18 protein-coding genes are annotated in these 23,788 nt (G+C 67.4%); 11 read left to right on the top strand and 7 right to left on the bottom strand.

Features of this window, described 5'->3' with window-relative positions:
- Positions 1-156 precede the first annotated feature (156 nt).
- The 4 genes from TK49_RS06320 (at position 157) to TK49_RS06335 (ending at position 4,171) form a co-directional block, all read left to right on the top strand.
- Positions 157-1,881, top strand: a complete 1,725-nt coding sequence (locus TK49_RS06320) for a proline--tRNA ligase (protein ID WP_045785950.1) — start codon at positions 157-159, stop codon at positions 1,879-1,881.
- A 13-nt stretch (positions 1,882-1,894) separates the two neighbouring features.
- Positions 1,895-2,632, top strand: a complete 738-nt coding sequence (locus TK49_RS06325; protein WP_045785951.1) for a lytic transglycosylase domain-containing protein — start codon at positions 1,895-1,897, stop codon at positions 2,630-2,632.
- Between the two features lie 63 nt (positions 2,633-2,695).
- Entirely contained in the window at positions 2,696-3,562 is an 867-nt protein-coding gene (locus TK49_RS06330; RefSeq protein ID WP_045785952.1) for a 2OG-Fe(II) oxygenase, read from the top strand.
- A gap of 15 nt (positions 3,563-3,577) precedes the next feature.
- Positions 3,578-4,171: a MarC family protein gene (locus TK49_RS06335; RefSeq protein ID WP_045785953.1), complete on the top strand. Its 594-nt coding sequence runs from the start codon at positions 3,578-3,580 to the stop codon at positions 4,169-4,171.
- A 63-nt stretch (positions 4,172-4,234) separates the two neighbouring features.
- Here the strand turns inward: TK49_RS06335 and TK49_RS06340 are convergent, their stop codons facing one another.
- Complete coding sequence (locus TK49_RS06340; protein WP_045785954.1) at positions 4,235-4,783, bottom strand: hypoxanthine-guanine phosphoribosyltransferase; 549 nt, start codon at positions 4,781-4,783, stop codon at positions 4,235-4,237.
- Positions 4,784-4,850: 67 nt separating this feature from the next.
- Positions 4,851-6,266: a signal recognition particle protein gene (gene ffh, locus TK49_RS06345; RefSeq protein ID WP_045785955.1), complete on the bottom strand. Its 1,416-nt coding sequence runs from the start codon at positions 6,264-6,266 to the stop codon at positions 4,851-4,853.
- Positions 6,267-6,441: 175 nt separating this feature from the next.
- Between ffh and TK49_RS06350 the strand changes: the two genes are divergently transcribed.
- From TK49_RS06350 to ampD, 5 genes are read left to right on the top strand one after another with little or no spacing between them, the layout of a single operon-like run.
- Complete coding sequence (locus TK49_RS06350; protein WP_045785956.1) at positions 6,442-7,350, top strand: cytochrome C assembly family protein; 909 nt, start codon at positions 6,442-6,444, stop codon at positions 7,348-7,350.
- 37 nt (positions 7,351-7,387) lie between these two features.
- Positions 7,388-7,636 (top strand): hypothetical protein, encoded by a 249-nt coding sequence (locus tag TK49_RS06355; protein WP_045785957.1) that lies wholly within the window; start codon positions 7,388-7,390, stop codon positions 7,634-7,636.
- Complete coding sequence (locus tag TK49_RS06360) at positions 7,633-9,681, top strand: sensor histidine kinase (protein ID WP_045785958.1); 2,049 nt, start codon at positions 7,633-7,635, stop codon at positions 9,679-9,681. Before TK49_RS06355 ends, TK49_RS06360 begins: the two co-directional genes overlap by 4 nt.
- Before the next feature lie 34 nt (positions 9,682-9,715).
- Positions 9,716-11,347 (top strand): sigma-54-dependent transcriptional regulator, encoded by a 1,632-nt coding sequence (locus TK49_RS06365; RefSeq protein WP_045785959.1) that lies wholly within the window; start codon positions 9,716-9,718, stop codon positions 11,345-11,347.
- On the top strand, positions 11,340-11,942 hold the full coding sequence (ampD, locus tag TK49_RS06370; protein WP_180964243.1) for a 1,6-anhydro-N-acetylmuramyl-L-alanine amidase AmpD: 603 nt from the start codon (positions 11,340-11,342) through the stop codon (positions 11,940-11,942). Before TK49_RS06365 ends, ampD begins: the two co-directional genes overlap by 8 nt.
- A gap of 73 nt (positions 11,943-12,015) precedes the next feature.
- Here the strand turns inward: ampD and TK49_RS06375 are convergent, their stop codons facing one another.
- From TK49_RS06375 to TK49_RS06385, 3 genes are read right to left on the bottom strand one after another with little or no spacing between them, the layout of a single operon-like run.
- On the bottom strand, positions 12,016-14,166 hold the full coding sequence (locus TK49_RS06375) for a phosphocholine-specific phospholipase C (protein WP_045785960.1): 2,151 nt from the start codon (positions 14,164-14,166) through the stop codon (positions 12,016-12,018).
- A 36-nt stretch (positions 14,167-14,202) separates the two neighbouring features.
- Entirely contained in the window at positions 14,203-14,403 is a 201-nt protein-coding gene (locus TK49_RS06380; RefSeq protein ID WP_045785961.1) for a hypothetical protein, read from the bottom strand.
- Between the two features lie 30 nt (positions 14,404-14,433).
- On the bottom strand, positions 14,434-16,455 hold the full coding sequence (locus TK49_RS06385) for an alkaline phosphatase family protein (RefSeq protein ID WP_045785962.1): 2,022 nt from the start codon (positions 16,453-16,455) through the stop codon (positions 14,434-14,436).
- Between the two features lie 626 nt (positions 16,456-17,081).
- Here TK49_RS06385 and TK49_RS06390 point away from each other — a divergent pair.
- Positions 17,082-20,057 (top strand): ribonucleoside-diphosphate reductase subunit alpha, encoded by a 2,976-nt coding sequence (locus tag TK49_RS06390; RefSeq protein WP_045785963.1) that lies wholly within the window; start codon positions 17,082-17,084, stop codon positions 20,055-20,057.
- Between the two features lie 117 nt (positions 20,058-20,174).
- Complete coding sequence (locus TK49_RS06395) at positions 20,175-21,377, top strand: ribonucleotide-diphosphate reductase subunit beta (RefSeq protein ID WP_045785964.1); 1,203 nt, start codon at positions 20,175-20,177, stop codon at positions 21,375-21,377.
- Positions 21,378-21,455: 78 nt separating this feature from the next.
- Here TK49_RS06395 and TK49_RS06400 read toward each other — a convergent pair whose 3' ends face one another.
- On the bottom strand, positions 21,456-22,346 hold the full coding sequence (locus tag TK49_RS06400) for an EamA family transporter (RefSeq protein ID WP_045785965.1): 891 nt from the start codon (positions 22,344-22,346) through the stop codon (positions 21,456-21,458).
- A 69-nt stretch (positions 22,347-22,415) separates the two neighbouring features.
- Positions 22,416-23,756 (bottom strand): hypothetical protein, encoded by a 1,341-nt coding sequence (locus tag TK49_RS06405; protein WP_045785966.1) that lies wholly within the window; start codon positions 23,754-23,756, stop codon positions 22,416-22,418.
- Positions 23,757-23,788 lie beyond the last annotated feature (32 nt).

Raw genomic sequence — 23,788 nt, forward strand, 5'->3', positions numbered from 1 at the left:
CGAAGCCGAAATGTTGCCGCTCACTCGCGCCTCCTGGGGGAGGGCGCCGAGCACGCCAATGTGCGGCCGACGCCACGTCTCATCTCCTGATTCCGGTGGCTTTTGCCCTTGTTCTCGCGGCTTTGGTTCGCCGCGCCATCCCTTATTGTCAGTCGCATGAAAGCGTCCCAGTTCTTCATTTCCACTCTCAAGGAAGCGCCCGCCGACGCGGAGATCGTCTCGCACAAGCTGATGATGCGTGCCGGCATGATCAAGAAGCTCGGCGCGGGCCTCTATACGTATATGCCCGTGGGTCTGCGCGTGATCCGTAAGGTCGAGCAGATCGTGCGTGAGGAAATGAACGCCGCCGGCGCGGTGGAAGTGCTGATGCCGGTCGTGCAGCCGGGCGAGCTGTGGCAGGAGACTGGCCGCTGGGACAAGATGGGCGACGAGCTCCTGCGCTTCAAGGACCGCCACGAGCGCGACTTCGTCATCCAGCCGACCTCGGAAGAGGTGGTCACGGACATCGCCCGCACCGAGATCCGCTCGTACAAGCAGTTGCCGGTCAACTTCTACCAGATCCAGACCAAGTTCCGTGACGAGCGCCGTCCGCGCTTCGGCGTCATGCGTGGCCGCGAATTCACCATGAAGGACGCGTACTCCTTCGACCGCGACGCGGAAGGGCTCAAGGTCTCGTACCAGAAGATGTTCGACGCATACATGCGCATCTTCCGGCGTTTTGGCTTGGAGTTCCGCGCGGTGGCGGCCGACAACGGCGCCATCGGCGGTTCGGGCTCGCAGGAATTCCACGTGATTGCCGAGACGGGCGAAGACGCCATCGTGTACTGCCCGACGTCGGACTACGCCGCCAACGTCGAGGCCGCCGAGGCCGTGGCGCCGGCCACGCCCCGCGGTGCCGCCACGGAGGTGCTCACGAAGACCCACACGCCTGGCCGCGCCAAGTGCGAGGCGGTGGCCGAACAGCTGGGCATTCCGCTGTCGCGCACGGTCAAGTCGATCGTGCTGGCGACGGACGTGGATGGCGGCGAGCCGCAGATCTGGCTGCTGCTGTTGCGCGGCGATCACGAGCTCAACGAGGTGAAGGCATCGAAGGTGCCGGGCCTGGCCGATTTCCGCTTCGCCACCGAGGGCGAAATCCTGCGTGCATTCGGCACGCGTCCCGGTTACCTGGGCCCCATCGGCACCAAGCACCCGGTCAAGGTGGTGGCGGACCGCACCGTGGCGGTGATGAGCGACTTCGTCGTCGGTGCCAACGAAGAGGATTACCACTACACCGGTGCCAACTGGGGCCGCGACCTGCCCGAGCCGGAAGTCTACGACCTGCGCAACGTCGTGGAAGGCGACCCTTCGCCGGACGGCAAGGGCACGCTCTCCATCTGCCGCGGCATTGAAGTCGGCCACGTCTTCATGCTCGGCACCAAGTATTCGGAGGCGATGAACGCCACGTTCCTCGACGAGAACGGCAAGACCCAGCCCATGGTGATGGGCTGCTACGGCATCGGCATCACGCGGATCCTCGGCGCGGCCATCGAGCAGAACTACGATGCGCGCGGCATCATCTGGCCGGCGTCGATCGCGCCGTTCCAGGTCGTGATCTGTCCCGTGGGCTATGACCGCTCCGACGCCGTGCGCGCCGAGGCCGACCGCCTGCACGCAGAGTTGGTCGCCGCAGGCATCGACGTCATCCTGGATGACCGTGGCGAGCGCCCGGGCGCGATGTTCGCCGACTGGGAGCTGATCGGCGTGCCGTTCCGCGTCGTGGTGGGTGACCGCGGCCTCAAGGAAGGCAAGCTGGAATTCCAGGGCCGCCGCGATGAGGCCGCCACCGCCGTGGCGCCGGCCGATGTGCTGGCCACACTGAAGGCGCGTCTCGCGCAATAACGCACGCCACCGCATGTGCTGCCGCCTGCCCCGTCCGATTGCCGCCGCACTGTGTGCGGCCGTGCTGCTTGCAGGCGCGCAGGCGGCGTGGGCGGGCGCGCAGAAAGAGGAATACCTGGCGGACTCCGTGCGCAGTGCGCTGTCTGCCGCCGTGGCCGACAGCCGCCCGCTGCGCCCCGTGTTTGCCAGCAATGAGGAGCAGCTCGGCTACCTGCGCTGGCTGGCCGAGATGTCGGTGCGCCTGTCGAGCAAGATTCCGCAGGCGTCGGTACGCGTCGAGCTGATCGAGACGGCGTACTACGAGGCCAAGCGCGCGGGCCTGGACCCGGCGCTCGTACTCGGCCTGATCCAGGTGGAAAGCGGTTTCCGCAAGTACGCCATCAGCAGCGCCGGCGCGATGGGCCTGATGCAGGTGATGCCGTTCTGGACGCGTTCCATCGGCGACAAGGACGTCCGCAAGCTCTTCCACCTGCAGAGCAACCTGCGCTACGGCTGCACGATCCTGCGGCATTACCTCGACATGGAAGGCGGCAACCTGTACCTGGCGCTGGGCCGCTACAACGGCAGCCGGGGCCAGCCGCAATATCCGAATGCGGTGCTGGCGGCGTGGAAGCGCTGGCAGTACGAGGAGTCGAGCGCCATGACGGTATCCGCGCCGGTTCCGGCCGAACGTGGCCGGCGTGCAAAGGCCGCGCCGGAGGCACCCGCGCGCAACCCGTTCTCGCCGCTGCGGATCGCCGGCGGTTCGTGATCGTCCTCTAGCGGGCGGTCGGCCTACAATAGGGCCATCTTTCCCGCTCGCTGCATCCTGCGCATGTCTACGACCCAACCGTACGCGACGATGTCCGACGCGCTGCACGACTGGCTGCAGCGTCACGTGGACGAAGGCTTCGAGGCAGAGCCGCTGGTGGCCTCGATGGTGCAATCCGGCTATGACGGCGCCTTCGCACGGCGCGTGGTCGAGGAGGCGCTTGCCCGTCGCGCGCCGGCTCCTTCCGGGGCGCCCGTACCCGTCCCTGCCGTGGAGGCGCCGGATGAGAACAGCAATGCCGTCCGCACGGCCGACGGCGATATTCCGATCCTCTTCGCCATCGAAACGCCGCGCATCGTGCTGTTCCAGCACTTCCTCTCGGACGACGAGTGCGACCAGCTGATCGCCATCGGGCGGAATCGGCTCAAGCGTTCACCGGTGGTGAACCCCGAGACCGGCGAGGAAAACCTGATCGCCGCGCGCACCAGTGAGGGTGCGATGTTCCAGGTGGGCGAGCACCCGCTCATCGCCCGGATCGAGGCGCGGATCGCGCAGGCCGTGGGCGTACCGGTCGAGCACGGCGAGGGCTTCCAGGTGCTGCACTATGAGCCGGGCGGCGAATATCAGCCGCACTTCGATTTCTTCAATCCGGGCCGCACCGGCGAGGCGCGCCAGCTCGAGGTCGGCGGCCAGCGCGTGGCCACCATGGTCATCTACCTGAACAGCGTGCAGGCCGGCGGCGCGACGGGCTTTCCGAAGCTCGGGCTGGAGGTGGCGCCAGTCAAGGGCAACGCGGTCTTCTTCGTCTACAAGCGGCCCGATGGCACGCTCGATGAAGACACGCTGCATGCCGGCCTGCCGGTCGAGCGCGGCGAAAAGTGGATCGCCACCAAGTGGTTGCGCGAACGCCCGTACCGCCGCAGTGCCTGAGCGACGGTCGGGCGCATGGAATACACGTTCCTCTCGGCGACGATTCTGCTGGTGCTGATCACCGATCCGCTCGGCAACATTCCCATCTTCATCTCTGCGCTCCGGCCGGTGCCGGTGGAGCGGCGCAACCGCGTGGTGCTGCGCGAGGTCGGCATCGCGTTTGCGCTGCTGCTCGTCTTCATGTTCTTCGGCGAGGGCTTTCTGCGCATGATGAGCCTGACCGACATGTCGCTGCAGATCGCGGGCGGCATCGTGCTGTTCCTGATCGCGCTGCGCATGATCTTTCCGCGCGAAGGCGCCGCCGATGCGCAGCCGACCACCGAGCCCTTCATCGTGCCGCTGGCGATTCCCGCCATCGCTGGGCCGTCGGCGATGGCCACGGTGATGCTGCTGGTGTCGCAGGCGCCGGGTCGCATGTGGACATGGGTCGGCTCGCTATGCGCGACGATGGCCGTGTGCGCGGTGGTGTTGCTGAGCGCCACGCACATCCAGCGACTGGTGGGCGAGCGTACCGTGATGGCCTTCGAGCGGCTGATGGGACTGATCCTGGTGGCGATCTCGGTCGAGATGCTGCTCAAGGGCATCCGCATCTTCGCCCAACAGCTTTGAGCGCGGCGCCGGCAACAAAAAGGGCGACTCGGTGGTCGCCCATTTTTTTGCCCGCGCGCTACGTCAGGTGTTCTTGAGCGCGCGGATGCTCGGCAGGTTGCGCCAGTAGCCCTTGGCGTCCATGCCGCAGCCGAACACGTACCGGTCCGGCACGGAAAAACCGCAGAAATCGGGGTACAGCGGCTTGTCCTTGGCGAGCTTCTTCTCGCACAGCACGGCGGAGTAGAACTCGGCGGCGCCCATGTCGATGATGCGCGAGCGGATGGCGGCCATCGTTTCGCCTTCGTCGAGGATGTCGTCGAGCACCAGCACCGTGCGGCCCTTGACCGACTCGCGCGGCGCGACGCGCCATTGCATCTCGCCGCCCACCGTCTGGTTGTTGTAGCGCGAGAGGTGGATGTAGTCGAACTCCAGAGGGAAGGTCAGCTTGGGCAGCAGCATGCCGGTAAAGACGGCCGCGCCTCCCATGACGGAGAGCACCATCGGGAAGGTGTCGCCGATCTTCTCGGTGATCTCTTCGGCCATGCGGTCCAGCGAGCCGCGCACGGCCTCTTCGCTGACGATTTCTTCGGAGTTCGCCCAGAGTTCGCGGGCCTGTTCTGCGCTCAGCATCGTGTCAGTGGGGGGAAACGGTTCGGTTCAAATCGGTCAGGGGGTTCGAGGCGACAGGGTAGCCGCCTCAGCGGCCGCCGAACAAGCCCTTCATGCCGCCTTTCATGCCGCCCATGGCGCGCATCATCTTCATCATGCCGCCGCCCTTGAGCTTCTTCATCATGCCTTGCATCTGCTCGAACTGGTTGAGCAGGCGGTTGACTTCCTGCACCTGCACGCCCGCACCGGCGGCAATGCGGCGCTTGCGGCTCGCCTTGATCAGCTCCGGCCTGGCGCGCTCGGCCGGCGTCATGCTGTTGATGATGCCTTCCATGCGGCGGACCTGCTTTTCGGCCTGGTCCATGTTGGCGCCCTGCGCCTGCTGCGCCATCTGCGCCGGGAGCTTGTCGATCAGGCTGCCCAGGCCGCCCATCTTCTTCATCTGGCCGATCTGGGCCTTGAAGTCTTCCAGGTCGAAGCCGCCGGTCTTCTTGATCTTGGCCGCGAGCTTCTGCGCCTCCTCCATGTCGACACCGCGCTGCGCCTCTTCGACCAGCGCGAGGATGTCGCCCATGCCCAGGATGCGCTGGGCCATGCGGTCGGGGTAGAACGGCTCCAGCCCGTCGAGCTTCTCGGCCACGCCGACGAACTTGATCGGCTTGCCCGTGATGTGACGCACCGACAGCGCCGCGCCGCCGCGCGCATCGCCGTCGAGCTTGGTGAGCACCACGCCCGTGAGCGGCAGGGTGTCGTTGAACGCCTTGGCGGTGTTGACGGCATCCTGGCCGAGCATCGCGTCGACCACGAACAGCGTTTCGGCCGGCTTGAGCGTGGCGTGCAGCGCGGCGATCTCCTGCATCATCGCCTCGTCAATGCCAAGGCGGCCGGCCGTGTCGACGATCAGCACGTCGTGGTAGTGCTTCTTGGCCCAGTCCACTGCGGCGGCGGCAATGTCCACCGGCTTCTGGTCGGGCTGCGAGGGGAAGAAGTCGGCGCCGACCTGCTCCGAGACGGTCTTCAGCTGCGCGATGGCGGCGGGGCGGTACACGTCGCACGACACCGTCAGCACTTTCTTCTTCTTGTTCTCTTTGAGCCACTTGGCCAGCTTGCCGACGGTGGTGGTCTTGCCGGCACCCTGCAGGCCGGCCATCAGGACGATCGCGGGCGGCGTGACGTTGAGGTTCAACTCCGCCGCACGGCCGCCGAGGACGTTGTTGCCGACGCCTTCGAGCGCTTCCTGGCCGCCGATGATGGCGGTCAGCTCACGCTGCACGATGCCGACCAGCGCCTGCCCCGGCGAGAGGCTCGTGATGACTTCCTCGCCGAGCGCCTTTTCCTTGACGCGGGCAATGAACTCGCGCACGACCGGCAGCGCCACGTCGGCCTCGAGCAGCGCCAGGCGGACTTCGCGCAGCATCTCGGCGGTATTGGCTTCGGTGAGGCGCGCTTCGCCGCGCATGGTCTTGACCACGCGCGCGAGCCGTTGGGTCAGGTTATCCAGCATGACAGTGACAGGAATCCGGAATGGGGGACAGCGTTGGGGAAGAAGCGGCCGGCGCGGGCTTGCGTCGCGCCGGCTCGAATGGGGTTATTGCCAGCATGTTGCGTCGCCGCCCGGTGGGGGCCTCGGCGGGGCGGGCCCCGGCCAAAACCAGGGTGCGCTGCGGTAAACTGTGCAAATGGTGATTGTACTGTATGCGCTGACGGCGCTTCTCTACGGCACCCTCGCCTGGGCGGCGTGGGCGCGACGCGGCGGGCTCGAGGCTCCGGCCGCGGCTGGAGCCATCGGCGCGGGCGGGCACCCTCCCGGCGGTACGGTCCTCGTGCCGCCGCCGGCGTCCGCGGGCACTGCGCCCGGCTGGTGGCGCTGGGCGCTGCTCGGCGCGCTGTGCGCCCACGGCCTGCTGCTGCACGAGACGATCTTCCCGCCCAGCGCGATGGTGTTCGGTTTCGCCTATGCGCTCTCGGCCATGCTGTGGCTGGGTGTGGGCATCTTCTGGATCGAAAGCCTTTTCTTCTCGCTGGCCGGCCTCGGGCTGCTGGTGATGCCCGTGGCGCTGGTCGGCAGCCTGCTGCCGCTGGCCTTTCCCGGCGCGCAGATTCTCGGCTACGCGGCCAGCCCCCTGTTCAAGCTCCACTTTGCCATCGCCAACGTGGCCTACGGGCTGTTCACGCTGGCGGCGTTCCACGCGATCCTGATGCTGGCCGCCGAGCGCCGTCTGCATACCATGCACCGTCCGGCAGAAGGCGGGTGGCTGAGCCGCTGGCTCGACCTGCTGCCGCCGCTGCTCACGCTCGAAAAGCTGCTGTTCCGCCTGATCGGCGCCGGTTTCGTGCTGCTCACCCTGACCATCGCCTCGGGCGTGCTGTTCTCCGAGCAGCTGTTCCACCGCGCCGTCCATTTCGATCACAAGAACGTCTTTGCGGTGCTGTCGTGGCTCATGTTCGGCGGCATCCTGATCGGCCGCCACTTCTATGGCTGGCGTGGCCGGGTGGCGCTGCGCTGGGTGATGGCCGCCTTCGCGATCCTGCTGCTGGCCTACGTGGGCAGCCGCTTCGTGCTCGAGGTCATCCTGCATCGCACGTAGCCGGCCTGCGCGGCTGTCCGACCCTGTTCCGTTTCCCATGGCGCGTCCTGTCCTGCTGATCCTGATGCTGCTTGCCGGCTGGTGGTGGTTGAGCCGCCTGGCTGCGCGCCCGTCCCGTCCGTCGGGCGCGCCTGCCGGCGCGGGCGAGCAGGCGCCCGGGTCGCACGCTTCGCAGCCTATCGAGCAATGCGCCGTGTGCGGGGTGCACGCGCCGCGCACCGGCATGATCGCGCTGCCCGGTGGCCGTTACCGTTGTCCAGAGCACGCCGACCGGGGCCGCGCATGACGCCGGAGGCCTCCGGCACCGCGCACGCCAGGCCCGCGGGCGCAGAGGAAGCCGCACCGACACCCGCCGGCCGCAGCGTGCTGTCGCGCCTGAACGCATGGCGGGCCATCCGCTCGGTGTGGCGCGAACCGGATCCGCCCGAGTTCCAATGGCGCCTGCTGCGCTATTTCGCCTTCAGCCGCGCGGCCGTTGCGCTGGTGCTGCTGCTGTTCGTGATGGTGCCGCGCGAGCACAACGAAGCGGCGGCGCTCCTCAATGACGAAGCCCTGCTGAGCCTGACGCTGCCGTACCTGGCGCTCGCGCTGCTGATCCTGGCCGCTGCGGGGTGGTGGCGTTCGCGGTTCCAGTTCCGGGTGCGGCTCGATGTGGTGCTCGATCTGCTGTTCCTGGGGCTGGCGTACGCGACGCTCTCGCGCCTGTCGGCGAGCGTCGCGATGGTGCTGCTGATGCCGGTGCTGGCCGCGGGCGCGCTCACCAGCCTGCTCTTTGCGCTGTTCACCGCGGCCGTGGCGTCGATGGTGGTGCTGGCGGATCCGTTCCTGCAGATGCTCGGCGATGGCGTGATCGCGCCAGGGCTGGCATCGGCGGGGCTGTATGGCCTCGTCTACATGATGGCCGCGTTGATGATGGTCGGCCTGTCGCACCGCCAGATCGCGCAGGAGCGCCTGACGCTCGCGCGCGAGCGCGAGCTGCGGCTGCAGCAGCTCGTCAACCGGCTGATGGTCCATGACATGCAGGACGGCGTGATGCTGGTGCGTGCCGACGGCCGCGTCGTCGCCGCGAACCCGGCGGCGGCCGTGCTGCTGGGCGTGCCGCAGAGCGCCTTCGCCGCCGGCGGTGCGATGCTGTTCGACCTGAAGGACGTGCCGCACCTGCGCCCGCTGCTGGAGACGCTGCGCCAGTGGCTGCGCCGCAAGAGCCGCCCCGCAGAGCGCACCGGAGACGACGACGCGCCGCGCATTCTCGACCTCCTGCCGGTGGTTCCGGGCGGCCGCGCCGCGCTGCATGCCCGGCTGCGCCTGCGCTTCATCCTGCCCAGCCTGGCGAACCTGCGCAGCGTCTATATGGAAAGCCTGGTCAGCACCATCGGCCTCGGCCGACCGGGCGAGGTCGAATCGCCGCGGCTGCGCCATCCTTCGGCGGAGGCCACCACTCAGGGCTGGTCGGCCGACGACGAGGCCTTTCTGCGCCACGAGCTGCATGACACCGTGCTCGTCCACGTGGAAAGCTGGGAGCGCGTGGCCGAGCAGGCCCAGCAGGAAAAGCTCGCGTCGATGGGGCGGCTGGTGGCCAGCGTCGCGCACCAGATTCGCAATCCGCTGGCGGCCATCAGTCAGGCGGCCGAGTTGCTGGATGACCCGGGCGACGGCGGTGAACACGCCCGCCGGGAAGGCTCGGGTGTGGAAACGCGCCTGCTGCGCATCATCCGCGACAACGTGCGCCGGCTCGACCAGGTGGTCGCCGACGTGCTGATGCTGTCGCGCCGCCCGCGTGGTGAGCGCGTGCGCGTGCAACTGGCACAGGTGCTTCCGGAGGTGGTCGAGCGCTGGCGCGCCGAAGCGCTGCGCCGCGCGGGCGAATCGGCTGAAATCAACCCGAATCTCGTGCGCGTGGCGGTGGATCTGGACAAGCCTGTTTTGTTCGACCCCGCGCAATTGCAGCAGGTGGTGGGCAACATGCTCGACAACGCGCTGCGCTACTGCCGCCGTGTGCCGGGCTCCATCCTGCTGGCCGCGTACGCGCTGGACGACACGCACGCCGAGCTCGTCATCTGGAACGACGGCCCCGAGGTCAGCGCCGAGCAGCAGCGCAGCCTCTTCGAGCCGTTCTTCACGAATGACGCCCAAGGCACCGGCCTGGGCCTGTACATGGCGCGCGAGTTGTGCAGCGCCAACGACGCGCAGATCCGCTACGGCGCCATCGCGCTGGAGTCCTTGCTCGATCGGACCGGAGCGTTGACCATGGAGGCGCGTGAGACGCTGCCGCGCCGCGCCTTCGTCATCACGCTGATGTTCGATCAACCCGCCCTGGCCGCAGCGGAATGAACCGCCGGCTGATATTCCGCTGACCTGCTGATCCATGTCCAAAGCCGCCATCGTTCGCGAACCCATCCTCGTCGTCGATGACGAAGCCGACCTGCGCGAGCTGCTGGAGATCTCCCTGCGCCGCATGGGGCACGACGTGGTGCTTGCCAGCGGCCTGGCCGAAGCGCGCGAGGCGCTGTCCCGTCAGCGCTTTGCGCTCGTGCTGACCGACATGCGCCTGGGCGACGGTCTGGGCATCGAACTCGTGCGCCAGCTCTCCGCCACTGCCGACCGCACGCCGGTGGCCGTCATCACGGCATACGGCAGCGCCGAGAACGCAGTGGAAGCGCTCAAGGCTGGTGCGTTCGACTACATCGCCAAGCCGCTCTCGCTCGACCAGCTGCGCAGCCTCGTGCTCAACGCGCTGGGGCGCCAGCAGCGCGATCCCGATCCCGGCAATGCCGATCTGGCAGAACGCACGAGCGAGCTGCTGCCCGGCCACTCGGCTGCCATGCAGGAGGTGCGCCGCTCGCTGATGCGCCTGGCGCGCAGCATGGCGCCGGTGGTGATCAGCGGCGAATCGGGCAGCGGCAAGGAACGGGCGGCGCGCGCCATCCATGCGTTGTCTGCGCGCTCGGCCCGGCCCTTCGTGGCCGTCAACTGCGGCGCGATTCCGGAAAACCTGATGGAGGCCGAGTTCTTCGGCTACGTGAAGGGCGCCTTCACCGGCGCCGACAGCGATCGCCAGGGCTTCTTCCAGGCGGCCAACGGCGGCACGCTGCTGCTCGACGAAGTGGCCGACCTGCCGCTGACGATGCAGGTGAAGCTGCTGCGCGCGCTACAGGAACGCCGCGTGCGCAAGATCGGCGAAAGCCGCGAAGACCCTGTCGACGTGCGCGTCGTCTGCGCAAGCCACCAGAACCTCGCGCGCCTGGTCGCCGCAGGGCGCTTTCGCGAAGACCTGTTCTACCGTCTGAACGTGCTCGAGCTGCGCATGCCCACGCTGCGCGAGCGCGCCGAAGACGTGCCCGTGCTGGCCGGCGTGCTGCTCGAGCAACTCGCCAACCGCTATGGCGATCCGCGTCCCAAGCGCCTCACGCGCGCGGCGCTGCAGCAGTTGTGCGCGTATCCGTTTCCGGGCAACGTGCGCGAGCTGGAGAACCTGCTCGAACGCGCGTACGCGTTTGCCGAGGGCGAGTCGATCGACGTGGACGACCTGGGCGCGCTGGGCGCCGAGATCGAGCGCTCGCCGCTGTTCCACCGGACGCGCGAGGCGCAGGCCGCAGCAGCCGGGATCCATCCGATGGCACCGCCACCGCCCGTGACGGGCTGGCCGGATGCCGTGTACACGCCCGCCCCGGCGGTGCCCAGCCCCATGGGCGCGTTGCAGCCCATGCAGCCGCCGCTCGCACAGCCTGCGGAGCCTGCACCGGCCGCCAAGCCGAGCGGGCCGCCGATGCCGAGCGTCGCGCTGCCCATCGACCTGCCGGCGTATCTGGAGTCTGTCGAGCGCAGCGTGATCCTGGCCGCGCTCGACCAGACCGGCTTCAACCGCACCGCGGCCGCCAAGCTGCTCGGCCTGTCGTTCCGGCAGTTGCGCTATCGGATGCAGCAGCTCGGCATTCGCGACCCGCGCGACGTGGAGCCGGCCAGCAACGGCCTCGGCGGCCAGAACGACGATGCATAAGCTGCCCGCCATGCATGTCGGCGCCGACGGCTGGGTCGATGCCATGCGTCGGCACCCGTCGCCCAACGTCGACGAACGGCCCGCGGGCATGCCGATCGATCTGATCGTCCTGCACAACATCAGCCTGCCGCCGGCACAGTCGGAGGCCGACTTCGGCACCGACGACGTACTGCGTTTCTTCACCAACACGCTCGACTGCGACGCGCACCCGTACTTCGATCAGCTGCGCGGCGTGCGCGTGTCGGCGCATTTCTTCATCCGTCGCACGGGCGAATGCGTGCAATTTGCATCGTGCGACGCGCGCGCCTGGCATGCCGGTGCGTCGGACTTTTTCGGGCGCACGCGCTGCAACGATTTCTCGGTCGGCATCGAAATCGAGGGCACCGACGATCTGCCCTTCACGCCCGAGCAGTACGCCACCACGGCGTCGCTTGTGCGGGCGATCTGCGCGGCGTATCCGATTGCGGCGATCGCCGGTCATTCGGACATTGCGCCGGGCCGCAAGACGGACCCCGGACCGCATTTCGACTGGGCGCATCTGCGCGCGCTCGGTGGATTCAATGCGGCGTTGTTCCCGTATCAGCACGCGCTCTGAAATGAAAACGGGCGGCCCGTTGCGAGGCCGCCCACGTTTTCCTCTGCTGATCTTTCTACTTCAGAGCCCTACCTCACGTGCCCATCGCCGGGTCGGACACGCCGTCCTTGCCCGTTTCCATGCGGCCGGCAAAGCGCCGCGTGAAGCCGCCTTGCGGCACCGTCACCGTAAAGTCGTACCAGTTGCCCTGGCGCGCGATCGGCCAGTGCTGGTCCAGTTGCTTGCCGGCCGGGATGTCGAACGTCCACGGGCCGTCGTTGCGGTACGCGTTCGGCTTGACGGTGAAGGTGCAGCCGGCGGTGCCGGTGTTCATCATCGTCACGTAGACCTCGGCGTTGGCCAGGTCGTAGCAGACGCGGATTTCCGGTGCGCTCGAACCCGCTGCCGACACGGCGCTCACATCGCCCGAGAACGCGCGGTGGAAGCCGTTGGGGCCGAGCACCCACAGGTCGTATTTGCCCTTGTCGGCGGTGAACACGTCCCAGGTGTCGTCGAGCATCTTGCCGGGCTCGACCGCATAGCGGCGCGGCACGCGGTCCAGATGCAGGCGGTCGTACACGTGGAAGACGGCGGCCGCCGTGCCGGTGTTGCTGAAGATCAGGCGCAGCGCGCGGTTGGTGGCGTCTTCGCGCGCGCTGACGTGCAGCTCGTACGGCAAGGCGCGCGAGGGGCGGGTGCCGGTGGCTTGCGTCGGCATCTGCTGCGCCGTCACCGAGGGCAGCGGCACCTGCGGCTTCAACCCTTGCGCGGTGCGGATCGAGTCGGCGGTTGCCTTGTCGCGGCTGGGCAGCGTCGGCAGCGTTTCGGTGTTCGGGTTGACGAAGTTGAAGGCGCTGGTCAGGTCGCCCAGCACCGCGCGGCGGTACGCGCTGATGTTGGGCTCCTTGACGTTGAAGCGTAGCTCCAGGAAGCGCAGCACCGAAGTGTGGTCGAACGCCTGCGAGTTGACCCAGCCGCCGCGGCTCCACGGCGAAACGATGTACATCGGCACGCGCGGGCCGGGGCCATAGGGGCGTTGGTCCGTGTGGTATTCGCCGGCCGTGCTCACCGTCGATTTGCCGGCCAGCACGCCGTTGTCATAAGCCGGGGCTGCGGGCGGCGGCACGTGGTCGAAGAAGCCGTCGTTCTCATCGAAGTTGATGAACAGCACGGTCTTGCTCCACACGGCCGGGTTGGCGGTGAGCGCGTTGAGCACTTCCTGCGTGTACCACGCGCCCTGCACGGGGCTCGACGGGCCGGGGTGTTCGGAATACGTGGCCGGCGCGACGATCCACGACACCTGCGGCAGCTGGCCGGCGGCAATGTCGTCCTTCAAGGCCTGCAGGAAGCCGCCGTCGGGCATGGTGTTGCCGACACCCTTGATGAGCGGGCTGACCGTCTCGTCGGCCGGCGTGTACGGCGGGAACGGGCTGCCGTCGGCCAGGTTGCCGCGCGCGGCGTTGGCATCGCGGTAGGCCTTGAAGCCGGCGAGCGGGTTGTCGGTGAAATTGTCCGGCATGTTCTGGTAGACCTTCCACGACACACCGGCCGCCTGCAGGCGCTCGGGGTAGGTCGTCCAGTTGTAGGTGACGCTGGCGTCGAGGTGGTCGCCGCTGTTGTCGATGACGGGGCCGCCCGCCGCGCCGGTCGGATCGTTCGTGCCCGTCCAGTGAAACAGGCGGTTGGTGTTGGTGCCGCCGTGGAACGAGCAGTGGTACGCATCGCACAGCGTGAAGGCGTTGGCCAGCGCGAACTGGAAGTCCAGCTCGGCCTGCTTGTAATAGCCCATCGACTGCGTCTGCTTGTACGTCGGCCACTTGCTCATGCGGCCCAGGTCCCACGCGTTCTGCGCATCGGGGTAGCTGTGCGGCGTGCCGGACACGCGCTGCGCGTTGCCGGCGCTGCTGTCGAGGTAATACGGCAGCACTGTGCGGCTCGGTCCGCTGCCTGGCACGTAGGTCTGCTGCCAGACGTTCAGGCCACCGGCCAGCGGGATGGGGAAGCGGTCGCCGAAGCCGCGCACACCTTGCAGCGTGCCGAAGTAGTTGTCGAACGAGCGGTTCTCCTGCATGAGGATCACCACGTGTTCGACGTCGCGGATCGTGCCGGTCGCGTTGTTGGCCGGGATGGCCAGCGCGCGGCGGATCGACGGCGGAAACGCGGCCAGTGCGGCAGCGGAGATCGCGCCCGTGCTGGCCAGCTTGAGGAAGTGGCGGCGGCTGCCTTGCTTGGTGTTGGAAGTCATGTCGGTCTCAGGCGTACGGAATGTACGAACGGGGGATCAGGGGGCGCAGCGCAGGTTCGGTTTGTCGGCCGGCGGTTTGCCGGGCTGATCCGGCTGGGTCGTGCCCGCGTCGGTTCCGGTGCCTGGCGTGCCGTCGTTCGAATCGCCGCCGCAGGCCGACAGCGACAAGGTGGCGGCGCACAGCAGCACGGCGGCCAGCCGGTGCGGCCGCGCGAGAGGGTGGATGAAGGGCTTCATGAGCGGTCTCGTTCGGGTTGGGGGAGGGGATCAGGGGTTCAGCGACGACAGCGGCTGGTGCGACGCGTTGATCGTCTTGAGTTCGTCCAGCGTCAGGCGGCGCGTCCACATGGCGAGGTCGTCGTAGGCCATCACGCCCTTGAGCGAGCCCGGGTTGTTGGGCACGTAGTTGTGCGTGGCGTCGTCGTTCAGGCCCCAGACCAGCGTGGCCAGGCCGCCCAGCTTCGTGACGTCGGTGTTGGCGATGGGCTTGTCTTCCACCTTCTGCGCGCCGAGCACCGGATCGAGGATGTAGGCGCTGAAGCGCTTGGCCTGCGTGTCCACCGACAGGGCGAGATACGCCCATTGGTTGGCGCTGAACTTCATGCCGTTGATGTCATCGCGCTTGCCGCCGCTGCCCAGGTTGAAGCGCACCTCGCAGCCGCCGAACAGGCCGAGCGCAATGCCCGCATTCGCGCCCGACGTGTAGTTCTTGTTGGAGAGGATCGGCTCGCCGGTGCCGTTGCCCTGCGCGCAGTCAGACTTGAACCAGAAGCCGATGGTGAACTGGGGGCTCAGGGCGATGTCGGCGCCGTTCTGCGTGAGCTTGTAACTGTCGACGCGCGAATCGACCGACAGCGCCGTGCCGCCGAACGGGTCGGTGGCTGCCGAGCCGCCGTCGGTGCCCAGCACCCAGGGGCCGATCGTCGAGCTGGCTTTGCGGTCGGTGGGCGGCAGCGGGTCGAAGCTGTAGTACGCCGCAAGGCCGTTGGTGAGCGTGGCTGCCAGCGGCGTAGGCGCAACGTAATCGATCTGCGCAAGCGTCGAGACCGGCATGTCATTGCGCACCACCGTGTAGTTGATGCGGTACAGGCCGGTCGCGGTGGCAAAGCTGTTGTCGGTGTACTGCGTGGCCGTGGCAGGCAGCGTGGCGACCGGCTTGCCATCGCGCAGCACGGTGATGGGGCCGCTGGCGGTGGTCGGGTTCTGCCACGTGAGCACCAGCGACGCGTTGTATTGGCCCACCGTGCTCTGGAGGTTGCGTACTCCCACGGCATTGGCCGTCAGCGCCGCGCCATCAAGCTTATGTGTGGCAGCCGGCACGGCGGCGTTCAGTTGCGCCAGGACGGTCGGCACGATGTCGGCCTCGCTCGGCAGCGCGGCCAGCGTGGCTTCGGAGGTGGGTGCGGCCGTGCCGTCCTTCCCCAGCACCGGGTTCGCGGTCTTGTTCAGGGCGATGAAGGCGGTGCGGTTCTCCAGCGTGGGCGCCGACGTGGTCGCGCCGGTTGCGTCGAGGCCATGGCTGGTGGTGACGACCACGAGCCAGTCTTCGCCCGGGTTGGCGGCCCGGCGCTGGGCGATGGCAGCCTGCAGCGTGCCGATGGCCTGGTCGACGTCGTGCAGGGCAGCGGTGTAAGCGTCGCTCTGCAAGCCTGCGTCAAGGGCAGCGGCGGCCGGCGCGCTGTACTGCGCGAAGACGACGTCGTAGCCCGATTGCACGAGCTTCACGCTGTGTTGCGTGACGCACGGATCGGCCTGGGCGCAGTCGACCAGCGTGTCGAGATTGCCCGCCTGCTGGTCCGCCTTGAGCAGCGCGGGCAGCACGGCCGAGCTGACGGCCGCGCCCAGGTGCGGGGTGGTGCCGGCGGCCTTGGCGGCGCCGCGCACGTAGCCGAAGACGGTCGGAGCGGCCAGCGTGGCGACGGTGTCGTCGGGCGCGCCGTGGCGGTTCTGCCAGGTGCCGGTCAGCACGGTGGCCCAGCTCGGGGTGTCGAGCGGCGGCTGGGCGGTCGTCGTACCGAGCGTGCCGCCCGTGGAGGCCGGCATGACCGACAGCGCGGCCAGGTTCGGCAGGCTGCGCCGCAACAGGCCGCGCTGGACCTGCGCATAGGTGGCGCCGTCCACGCCGACCACCAGCACTTTCCTGCTGGGGCCGGCCGGCGGCGGGCTGGTGTTGCCCTGGCCGGCGATTGGGGTACCATCGCTGCCCCCGCCGCAGGCCGCCAGTGCGGTGGCCAAGGTTGTGCCCAGCGCGGCCGTCAGCAGACGGCGGGCAGGTCGGTTCCAAGCCATGTCGATTTTCCTCGGTCGTGGTACGCGGCGCCCAGGAGGGCGCCGCGGTGATTGCGCTCCCTGCAATGCGACCGAAGCGTAGGGACGGGGCCTGTCGCTCAAGTGACAGCCGCGACAAGAATGCTGATGCCACTATTCGGATTTCTTGTGCGTCGTCCACGGGCGACGCACCGGTGCAGTGCACGTCACGCAATTCCCTGCCGAAGGTGAGGTGGTGTCTATCGCGCTTGCCTCACCGATAGAAAGAATTATTCTGGAAACGTGCGCATTGCGACGCCGCACGCCGGCCCCGTCGACCCTTTGTGCAGACTGGGATGGCGGGTTTGCGGCAGCGCATCCGGGATGGAAAGAAGGCCTTTCGCCCCCATCTGTCAAGACTGGTCATCTTCGACCGATCCACTATACTTAGCGCCAATCCCGGGATGAAACACTAGATGTAGTGGTCGCTTTCCGGGATTCTTATTTCGGCGCCACGCGGGGGCGGGCGTACGGCAGGTCAAGCCGGCGCTTGGGGGCTGAGAAAAGACAAGGGTCTTTTCGGTCTCTTTTTTCCTGCGTGGTGCCAGAGTCCGCCCTGGGGTTCCCCACCGGCGGACCCTCAATCGAACGGTTCAACAGGAGTCCACATGCAGACGGCCCAATCCGAAATCCACTCCGGCACCGCCAATCCCACTCAATTTGCGCAAAGCGCTGGCGGCACGGCCGTGGCCCCCGGCACCGGTTCCGGCGTCAACTACGCCGATTACAAGATCATCCGCCGCAATGGCGCCGTGGTGAGCTTCGAGCCGTCCAAGATCGCCGTGGCGATGACCAAGGCCTTCCTCGCCGTGAACGGCGGGCAGGGCGCCGCTTCCGCGCGTGTGCGCGAGCTGGTCGACCAACAGACGCAGAACGTGGTGCGCGCCCTGCTGCGCAGCCGCCCGAACGGCGGCACGTTCCACATCGAAGACGTGCAGGATCAGGTCGAACTGGCCCTGATGCGTTCGGGCGAGCACGACGTGGCCCGCGCCTACGTGCTGTACCGCGAGCGCCGCGCCCAGGAGCGCGCACAAGCCGGCGAAACCCAGCAGCAACCGGCCTTCATCGGCCTGAACGTGACCGACGGCGGCATCACCCGCCCGCTGGACATGGCGGCGCTGCGCAACGTGATCGTCTCGGCCTGCGAAGGCCTGGGCGATGCGGTGGACCCGGAGCCGATCCTCAAGGAAACGGTCAAGAACCTGTATGAAGGCGTGCCGATGACGCAGGTGTACGACTCGGCCATCCTGGCCGCCCGTACGCTCATCGAGAAGGACCCGGCGTACAGCCAGGTCACGGCGCGCATCCTGCTGCACACGATCCGCCGCGAAATCCTCGGCGAAGAAGTCACGCAGGCCGAAATGAGCACCCGCTATGCGGACTACTTCCCGCAGTTCATCAAGCGCGGCATCAACGCCGAGCTGCTGGACGACAAGCTGGCCCAGTTCGACCTGGCCCGCCTGGGCGCGGCGCTCGATGCCTCGCGCGACTTCCAGTTCAACTACCTCGGCCTGCAGACGCTGTACGACCGCTACTTCCTGCACATCAACGAAACCCGCATCGAGATGCCGCAGGCGTTCTTCATGCGTGTGGCGATGGGCCTGGCGCTGAACGAAATCGACCGCGAAGCCCGCGCCATCGAGTTCTACCAGCTGCTGTCGTCGTTCGATTTCATGTCGAGCACCCCGACGCTGTTCAACTCGGGCACGCGTCGCTCGCAGCTGTCGTCGTGCTACCTGACCACCGTGTCGGATGACCTGGACGGCATCTACGAAGCGCTGAAGGAAAACGCGCTGCTCTCCAAGTTCGCCGGCGGCCTGGGCAACGACTGGACCAACGTGCGCGCACTCGGCTCGCACATCAAGGGTACGAACGGCAAGTCGCAAGGCGTGGTGCCGTTCCTGAAGGTGGTCAACGACACGGCCGTGGCCGTGAACCAGGGCGGCAAGCGCAAGGGCGCCGTCTGCGCGTACCTGGAAACGTGGCACCTGGACATCGAAGAATTCCTGGAGCTGCGCAAGAACACCGGCGACGACCGCCGCCGCACGCACGACATGAACACGGCCAACTGGATCCCGGACCTGTTCATGAAGCGCGTGATGGAAGGTGGCGAGTGGACGCTGTTCTCGCCGTCCACCTGCCCGGACCTGCACGACAAGGTCGGCAAGGCGTTCGAGCAGGCCTACCTGGCCTATGAAGACAAGGTCGCGCGTGGCGAGATCAAGCTCTTCAAGAAGATGCCGGCGCTGCAACTCTGGCGCAAGATGCTGGGCATGCTGTTCGAAACCGGCCACCCGTGGATCACGTTCAAGGATCCGTGCAACATCCGCAGCCCGCAGCAGCACGTGGGCGTGGTGCACAGCTCCAACCTGTGCACGGAAATCACGCTGAACACGAACGACAGCGAAATCGCGGTGTGCAACCTCGGTTCGGTCAACCTGGTCGCCCACCTGGTCAAGCAGGCCGACGGCAGCGTGGTGCTCGATCACGAGAAGCTGAAGAAGACCGTGCGCACCGCCATGCGCATGCTCGACAACGTGATCGACATCAACTACTACGCGGTCAAGAAAGCACGTGATTCGAACCTGCGCCACCGTCCGGTCGGCCTGGGCATCATGGGTTTCCAGGACGCGCTGCACGTGCTGCGTGTGCCGTACGCGAGCGAGGCCGCCGTGCAGTTTGCCGACACCTCGATGGAAGCCGTGTGCTACTACGCCTACTGGGCGTCGACCGAGCTGGCTGAGGAGCGCGGCCGCTACAGCAGCTACAAGGGCTCGCTGTGGGATCGCGGCATCCTCCCGCAGGACTCGCTCAAGCTGCTGGCCGAAGAGCGCGGCGGCTACCTCGAAGCCGACATGTCGTCGACGATGGACTGGGACAGCCTGCGCGCGCGCATCAAGCAGTACGGCATGCGCAACTCGAACTGCGTGGCGATCGCGCCGACGGCAACCATCTCCAACATCATCGGCGTGTCCGCTTGCATTGAGCCGACGTACCAGAACCTGTACGTCAAGTCGAACCTGTCGGGCGAGTTCACGGTGGTCAACGACTACCTCGTGCGCGACCTGAAGGCCCGCGGCCTTTGGGACGAAGTGATGGTTGCCGACCTGAAGTACTTCGACGGCTCGCTGGCCCGCATCGACCGCATCCCGCAAGACCTGCGCGACCTGTACGCAACGGCCTTCGAGGTGGAGCCGCAATGGCTGGTGGAAGCCGCCGCGCGGCGCCAGAAGTGGATCGACCAGGCGCAGTCGCTGAACATCTACATGGCCGGCGCGTCGGGCAAGAAGCTGGACGACACGTACAAGCTGGCCTGGCTGCGTGGCCTGAAGACCACGTACTACCTGCGCACGATCGGTGCAACGCACGTGGAAAAGTCGACCGTGTCGCGCGGCACGCTGAATGCGGTGTCGTCGGGTAGCGATGTGGGTGGCGTGTCCGCTGCCGGCGTGTCGCAAGCCGCGCCCGCCAGCGCACTGGATGCTGCTGCCGCCACCGCGCAGGCCATGCCGGAAGCCGAAGGGGCCGTGTGCACGATGCGCCCGGGTGACCCCGGTTTCGAGGAATGCGAAGCCTGCCAGTAAATCTAAACAGTGCCTGAGGTTGCTCCCGCGCAAGCGGGAGCACCGTGATCTGCAGGACACTAGCCTCGCGCTCCGAAAGGGCGGGAGCGACGCGCAAAGAATTCAGGAGAAACACCTATGCTGAGCTGGGACGACGACGTCAAACCTGCCGCACAACCGCAAGCTGCACCGCAGCCTGTGTACCAACCGCAACTGCAAACCGCCACCGCCGACCAGGGCGGCGTGCTGCCCCCGTCGGCCACTGCCGCCGCCGGCACGGGCATCCTCGGCAACAATCCGAACGCCGCTGCCGCGCAGAGCAACCGCCGCGTGAACGCCGCCGACAAGCGCGTCATCAACGGCGCCACCGACGTCAACCAGTTGGTGCCGTTCAAGTACAAGTGGGCGTGGGAAAAGTACCTCGCCGGCTGCGCGAACCACTGGATGCCGCAGGAAATCAACATGTCGCGCGACATCGCCCTGTGGAAAGACCCGAACGGTCTGACCGAAGACGAGCGCCGCATCATCAAGCGCAACCTGGGCTTTTTCGTGACGGCCGACTCGCTGGCCGCCAACAACATCGTGCTGGGCACCTACCGCCAGATCACCGCGCCGGAATGCCGCCAGTACCTGCTGCGCCAGGCGTTTGAAGAGGCGATCCACACGCACGCGTATCAGTACATCGTGGAATCGCTGGGCCTGAACGAGGCCGAGATCTTCAATGCGTACCACGAGGTGCCGTCGATCCGCGACAAGGACGAGTTCCTGATCCCGTTCATCGACACGCTGACCGATCCGTCGTTCAAGACCGGCACGCCCGAGAACGATCAGAAGCTGCTGAAGTCGCTCATCGTCTTCGCCTGCATCATGGAAGGCCTGTTCTTCTACGTCGGCTTCACGCAGATCCTGGCGATGGGCCGTCAGAACAAGATGACCGGTGCGGCCGAGCAGTACCAGTACATCCTGCGCGACGAGTCGCTGCACTGCAATTTCGGCATCGACCTGATCAACCAGATCAAGCTGGAGAACCCGCACCTGTGGACGGCCGAGTTCAAGGCCGAGATCACGGCGCTGTTCAAGAAGGCCGTCGACCTGGAATACCGCTACGCAGAAGACACCATGCCGCGCGGCGTGCTGGGCCTGAACGCGCCGATGTTCAAGAGCTACCTGCGCTTCATCTGCAATCGCCGCTGCCAGCAGATCGGCCTGGACCCGCTGTTCCCGAACGAGGAAAACCCGTTCCCGTGGATGAGCGAGATGATCGACCTGAAGAAGGAACGCAACTTCTTCGAGACGCGCGTGATCGAGTACCAGACCGGTGGTGCGCTGTCGTGGGATTGATCGGCGTTCGCCGCCAAGCTCGAAGAAAAGGCCCATCCGGGCCTTTTTTCATCGGCGTGGAGTAGACAGGCTTCCCGGCTAGGCTGCGGCCCCGGGTTCCACCGGCGGCTTAGGGGCGCGCACCGTCAACGCACACCCGGCTGATGCGGCAATGATGGCGAGAATCGCCACCCACTGCCGCCCCGTCAGTTGCTCGTGCAGCACGATCGCGCCGGCCAGCGCGCCGATGGCGGGCTCCAGGCTGAGCAGCACGGAGAACGTCTTGCCCGGCAGGTGCTTGAGCGCCACCATCTCGAGCGAATACGGAATCGCGCTCGACAGCACGCCAATGCCCAGCCCCGCCAGCATCAGCGACGGTGACAGCAGCGACGCCCCCGCCTGCGCCACGCCGAACGGCAGCGCAAACAGCGCCCCGACCGTCATCCCGAGCGATGTGGCCTGGCCTGCGTGCAGGCCGCCCAGGTTCTTGCCGGTCAGGATATAGAGCGCCCAGCACACGCCCGCGGCCAGCGCATATGCCGCGCCCAGATGGTCGACCTGGCCGACCGCCTTGTCGGCCACCGTCAGCACCAGCAAGCCCGCCACCGCCAGCCCGATCCAGACGAAATCGAGCGCCCGCCGCGAGAGCAGCACCGCCAGCACCAGCGGCCCGGTGAACTCGATGGCGATCGCAATGCCGATCGGCAGCCGTTGCAGCGACAGGTAGAACAGCAGGTTCATGCTCGCCAGCGTGACGCCGTACAGCGCGATGCGGCCGGCATCCGAGCGGCCCAGATGCAGGCGCCACGGCCGCCAGAACGCCAGCAGGATCGCCGCCCCGATGCTGACGCGATACGTGACGGTGCCGGCAGCGCCCAGCACCGGAAACAGCGTTTTGGCAAACGAGTTGCCCAGGCACACCGATGCCATCGAGCCCATCAGCGCGAGGATGGGCATCCAGGGGGGCGACGTCGTGGAAGCGGAAGACATGGATCGAGCGGAAACGGGCAGCACGGCAACGCCACAGCATAGCCGTGGCGCGGCATGTGCGCTTTGGGGTTACAGGGCTGCCGCGCTGGGGCGGATGACGTCGATCAGCAGCACGCGCTGCCCTTCGCGTTCGCCGTCGGGCCGGGGGGTGACGCCGCGCGGCGGGCGGGGGGCCGCCAGCGGCGCGGGGTCTTCGGCGCTCATGCCGAACACGGCCAGCCTGGAGGCGGCAATGCGCTGCAGCGTGCCGCGCACGCCCGGCACATCGAGGTCTTCGGGGTCGAAACCGGTGGTGGCCGTCCAGTCGTCGCGGGCGATGTCCTGCAGGCCGTTGGCCATCTCGAACTGCAGCGATGCACCGAAGCCCTTCTGCAGCGAGTGCATGCCGAGCAGGTACTCTGCCGTCAGGAAGGCACGCAGCCGCGTCCAGAATGCCAGCGCGCCGATGTTGCCGCTCTTGAGCGCATGGCTTGGGGCGACTTCCCAGCTATGGTCGAGCAGCCTGTTGATCAGGCGGCCCCAGGTGGGTACCTCGGTGCCGGCGGAACAGTCCTCACCTGGGCCTTCGGGGCGCGCGAGCTGGCGCAGCAGGCCGGTGAACGAGCCCGAGCCGGGGCGCGCGGCACCTGCCTGCGGGCCCGACGGCCAGCGCCACTGCAGCGGGGAGGGCGGCCGGATGCCGGGCCATTGCGCGTACTGCTGCAGCCCCGTGCACGGCGTCAGGTAGCGCCAGTGGCGCTGGTCGCGGCCGATGCGGCGCAGCGGCTCGAGCTCTTCCGACAGATTGAACTTGCCGAGAAAGGTCGCATTGCGCGACTTGATCGGTGAGCGCGCATAGACGTTGAAATCGGGCCAGCCTTCGTAAAGGCTGATCTGCGGCAGCGTGTGATGCTTGTCGAGGGCGTCGTCGGGTGCGTCGATGCGGCGGGCGGTGACGAACAGCGCGCGGCAATCGAGCGTGGGTACCGCGCCGCGCAGGCGCAGCAGGATCAGCAGGTCGCCGAACTCGGCCGGGCGCGCTTCCGTACGTGCCGGGTAGGCGTGCGGCTGCTCTTCCGGCCAGAAGGTGGTCAGGCGCAGGGCCGAGCCGGGAAATGCGCTGCGCAGTCCTTGGCGGAGCAAGCGCAGCCCGTCGGGGCGGCGCAGCGTGCGCAGGATCGACAAGTCATCGCGCAAGGCGGCGTCGGGGTGTGGCGTGCGGCCGCCGTGTTCTGCCGCCAGCGCAAAGCGCCAGAGCGCGGTGTCGCTGGCCAGATCCTGGGCGGCGTCATCGCGTACAGCTTCGGGGCGGCCGCCGGAAATCGGCTCTTGTGCGCCGCCGGGAACGTCTCCTCTTCCGGCCTGAGCGCTGCTCGACCCGGCAATCGCACCATAAGGGCCACGGAAGGGCGGCTGGTTGCGCTCGGGCATGGCTATTCCAACGTGGTGATTTTGATTTCTCT

This window comes from Ralstonia mannitolilytica (assembly GCF_000954135.1).
GTDB lineage: Bacteria > Pseudomonadota > Gammaproteobacteria > Burkholderiales > Burkholderiaceae > Ralstonia > Ralstonia mannitolilytica.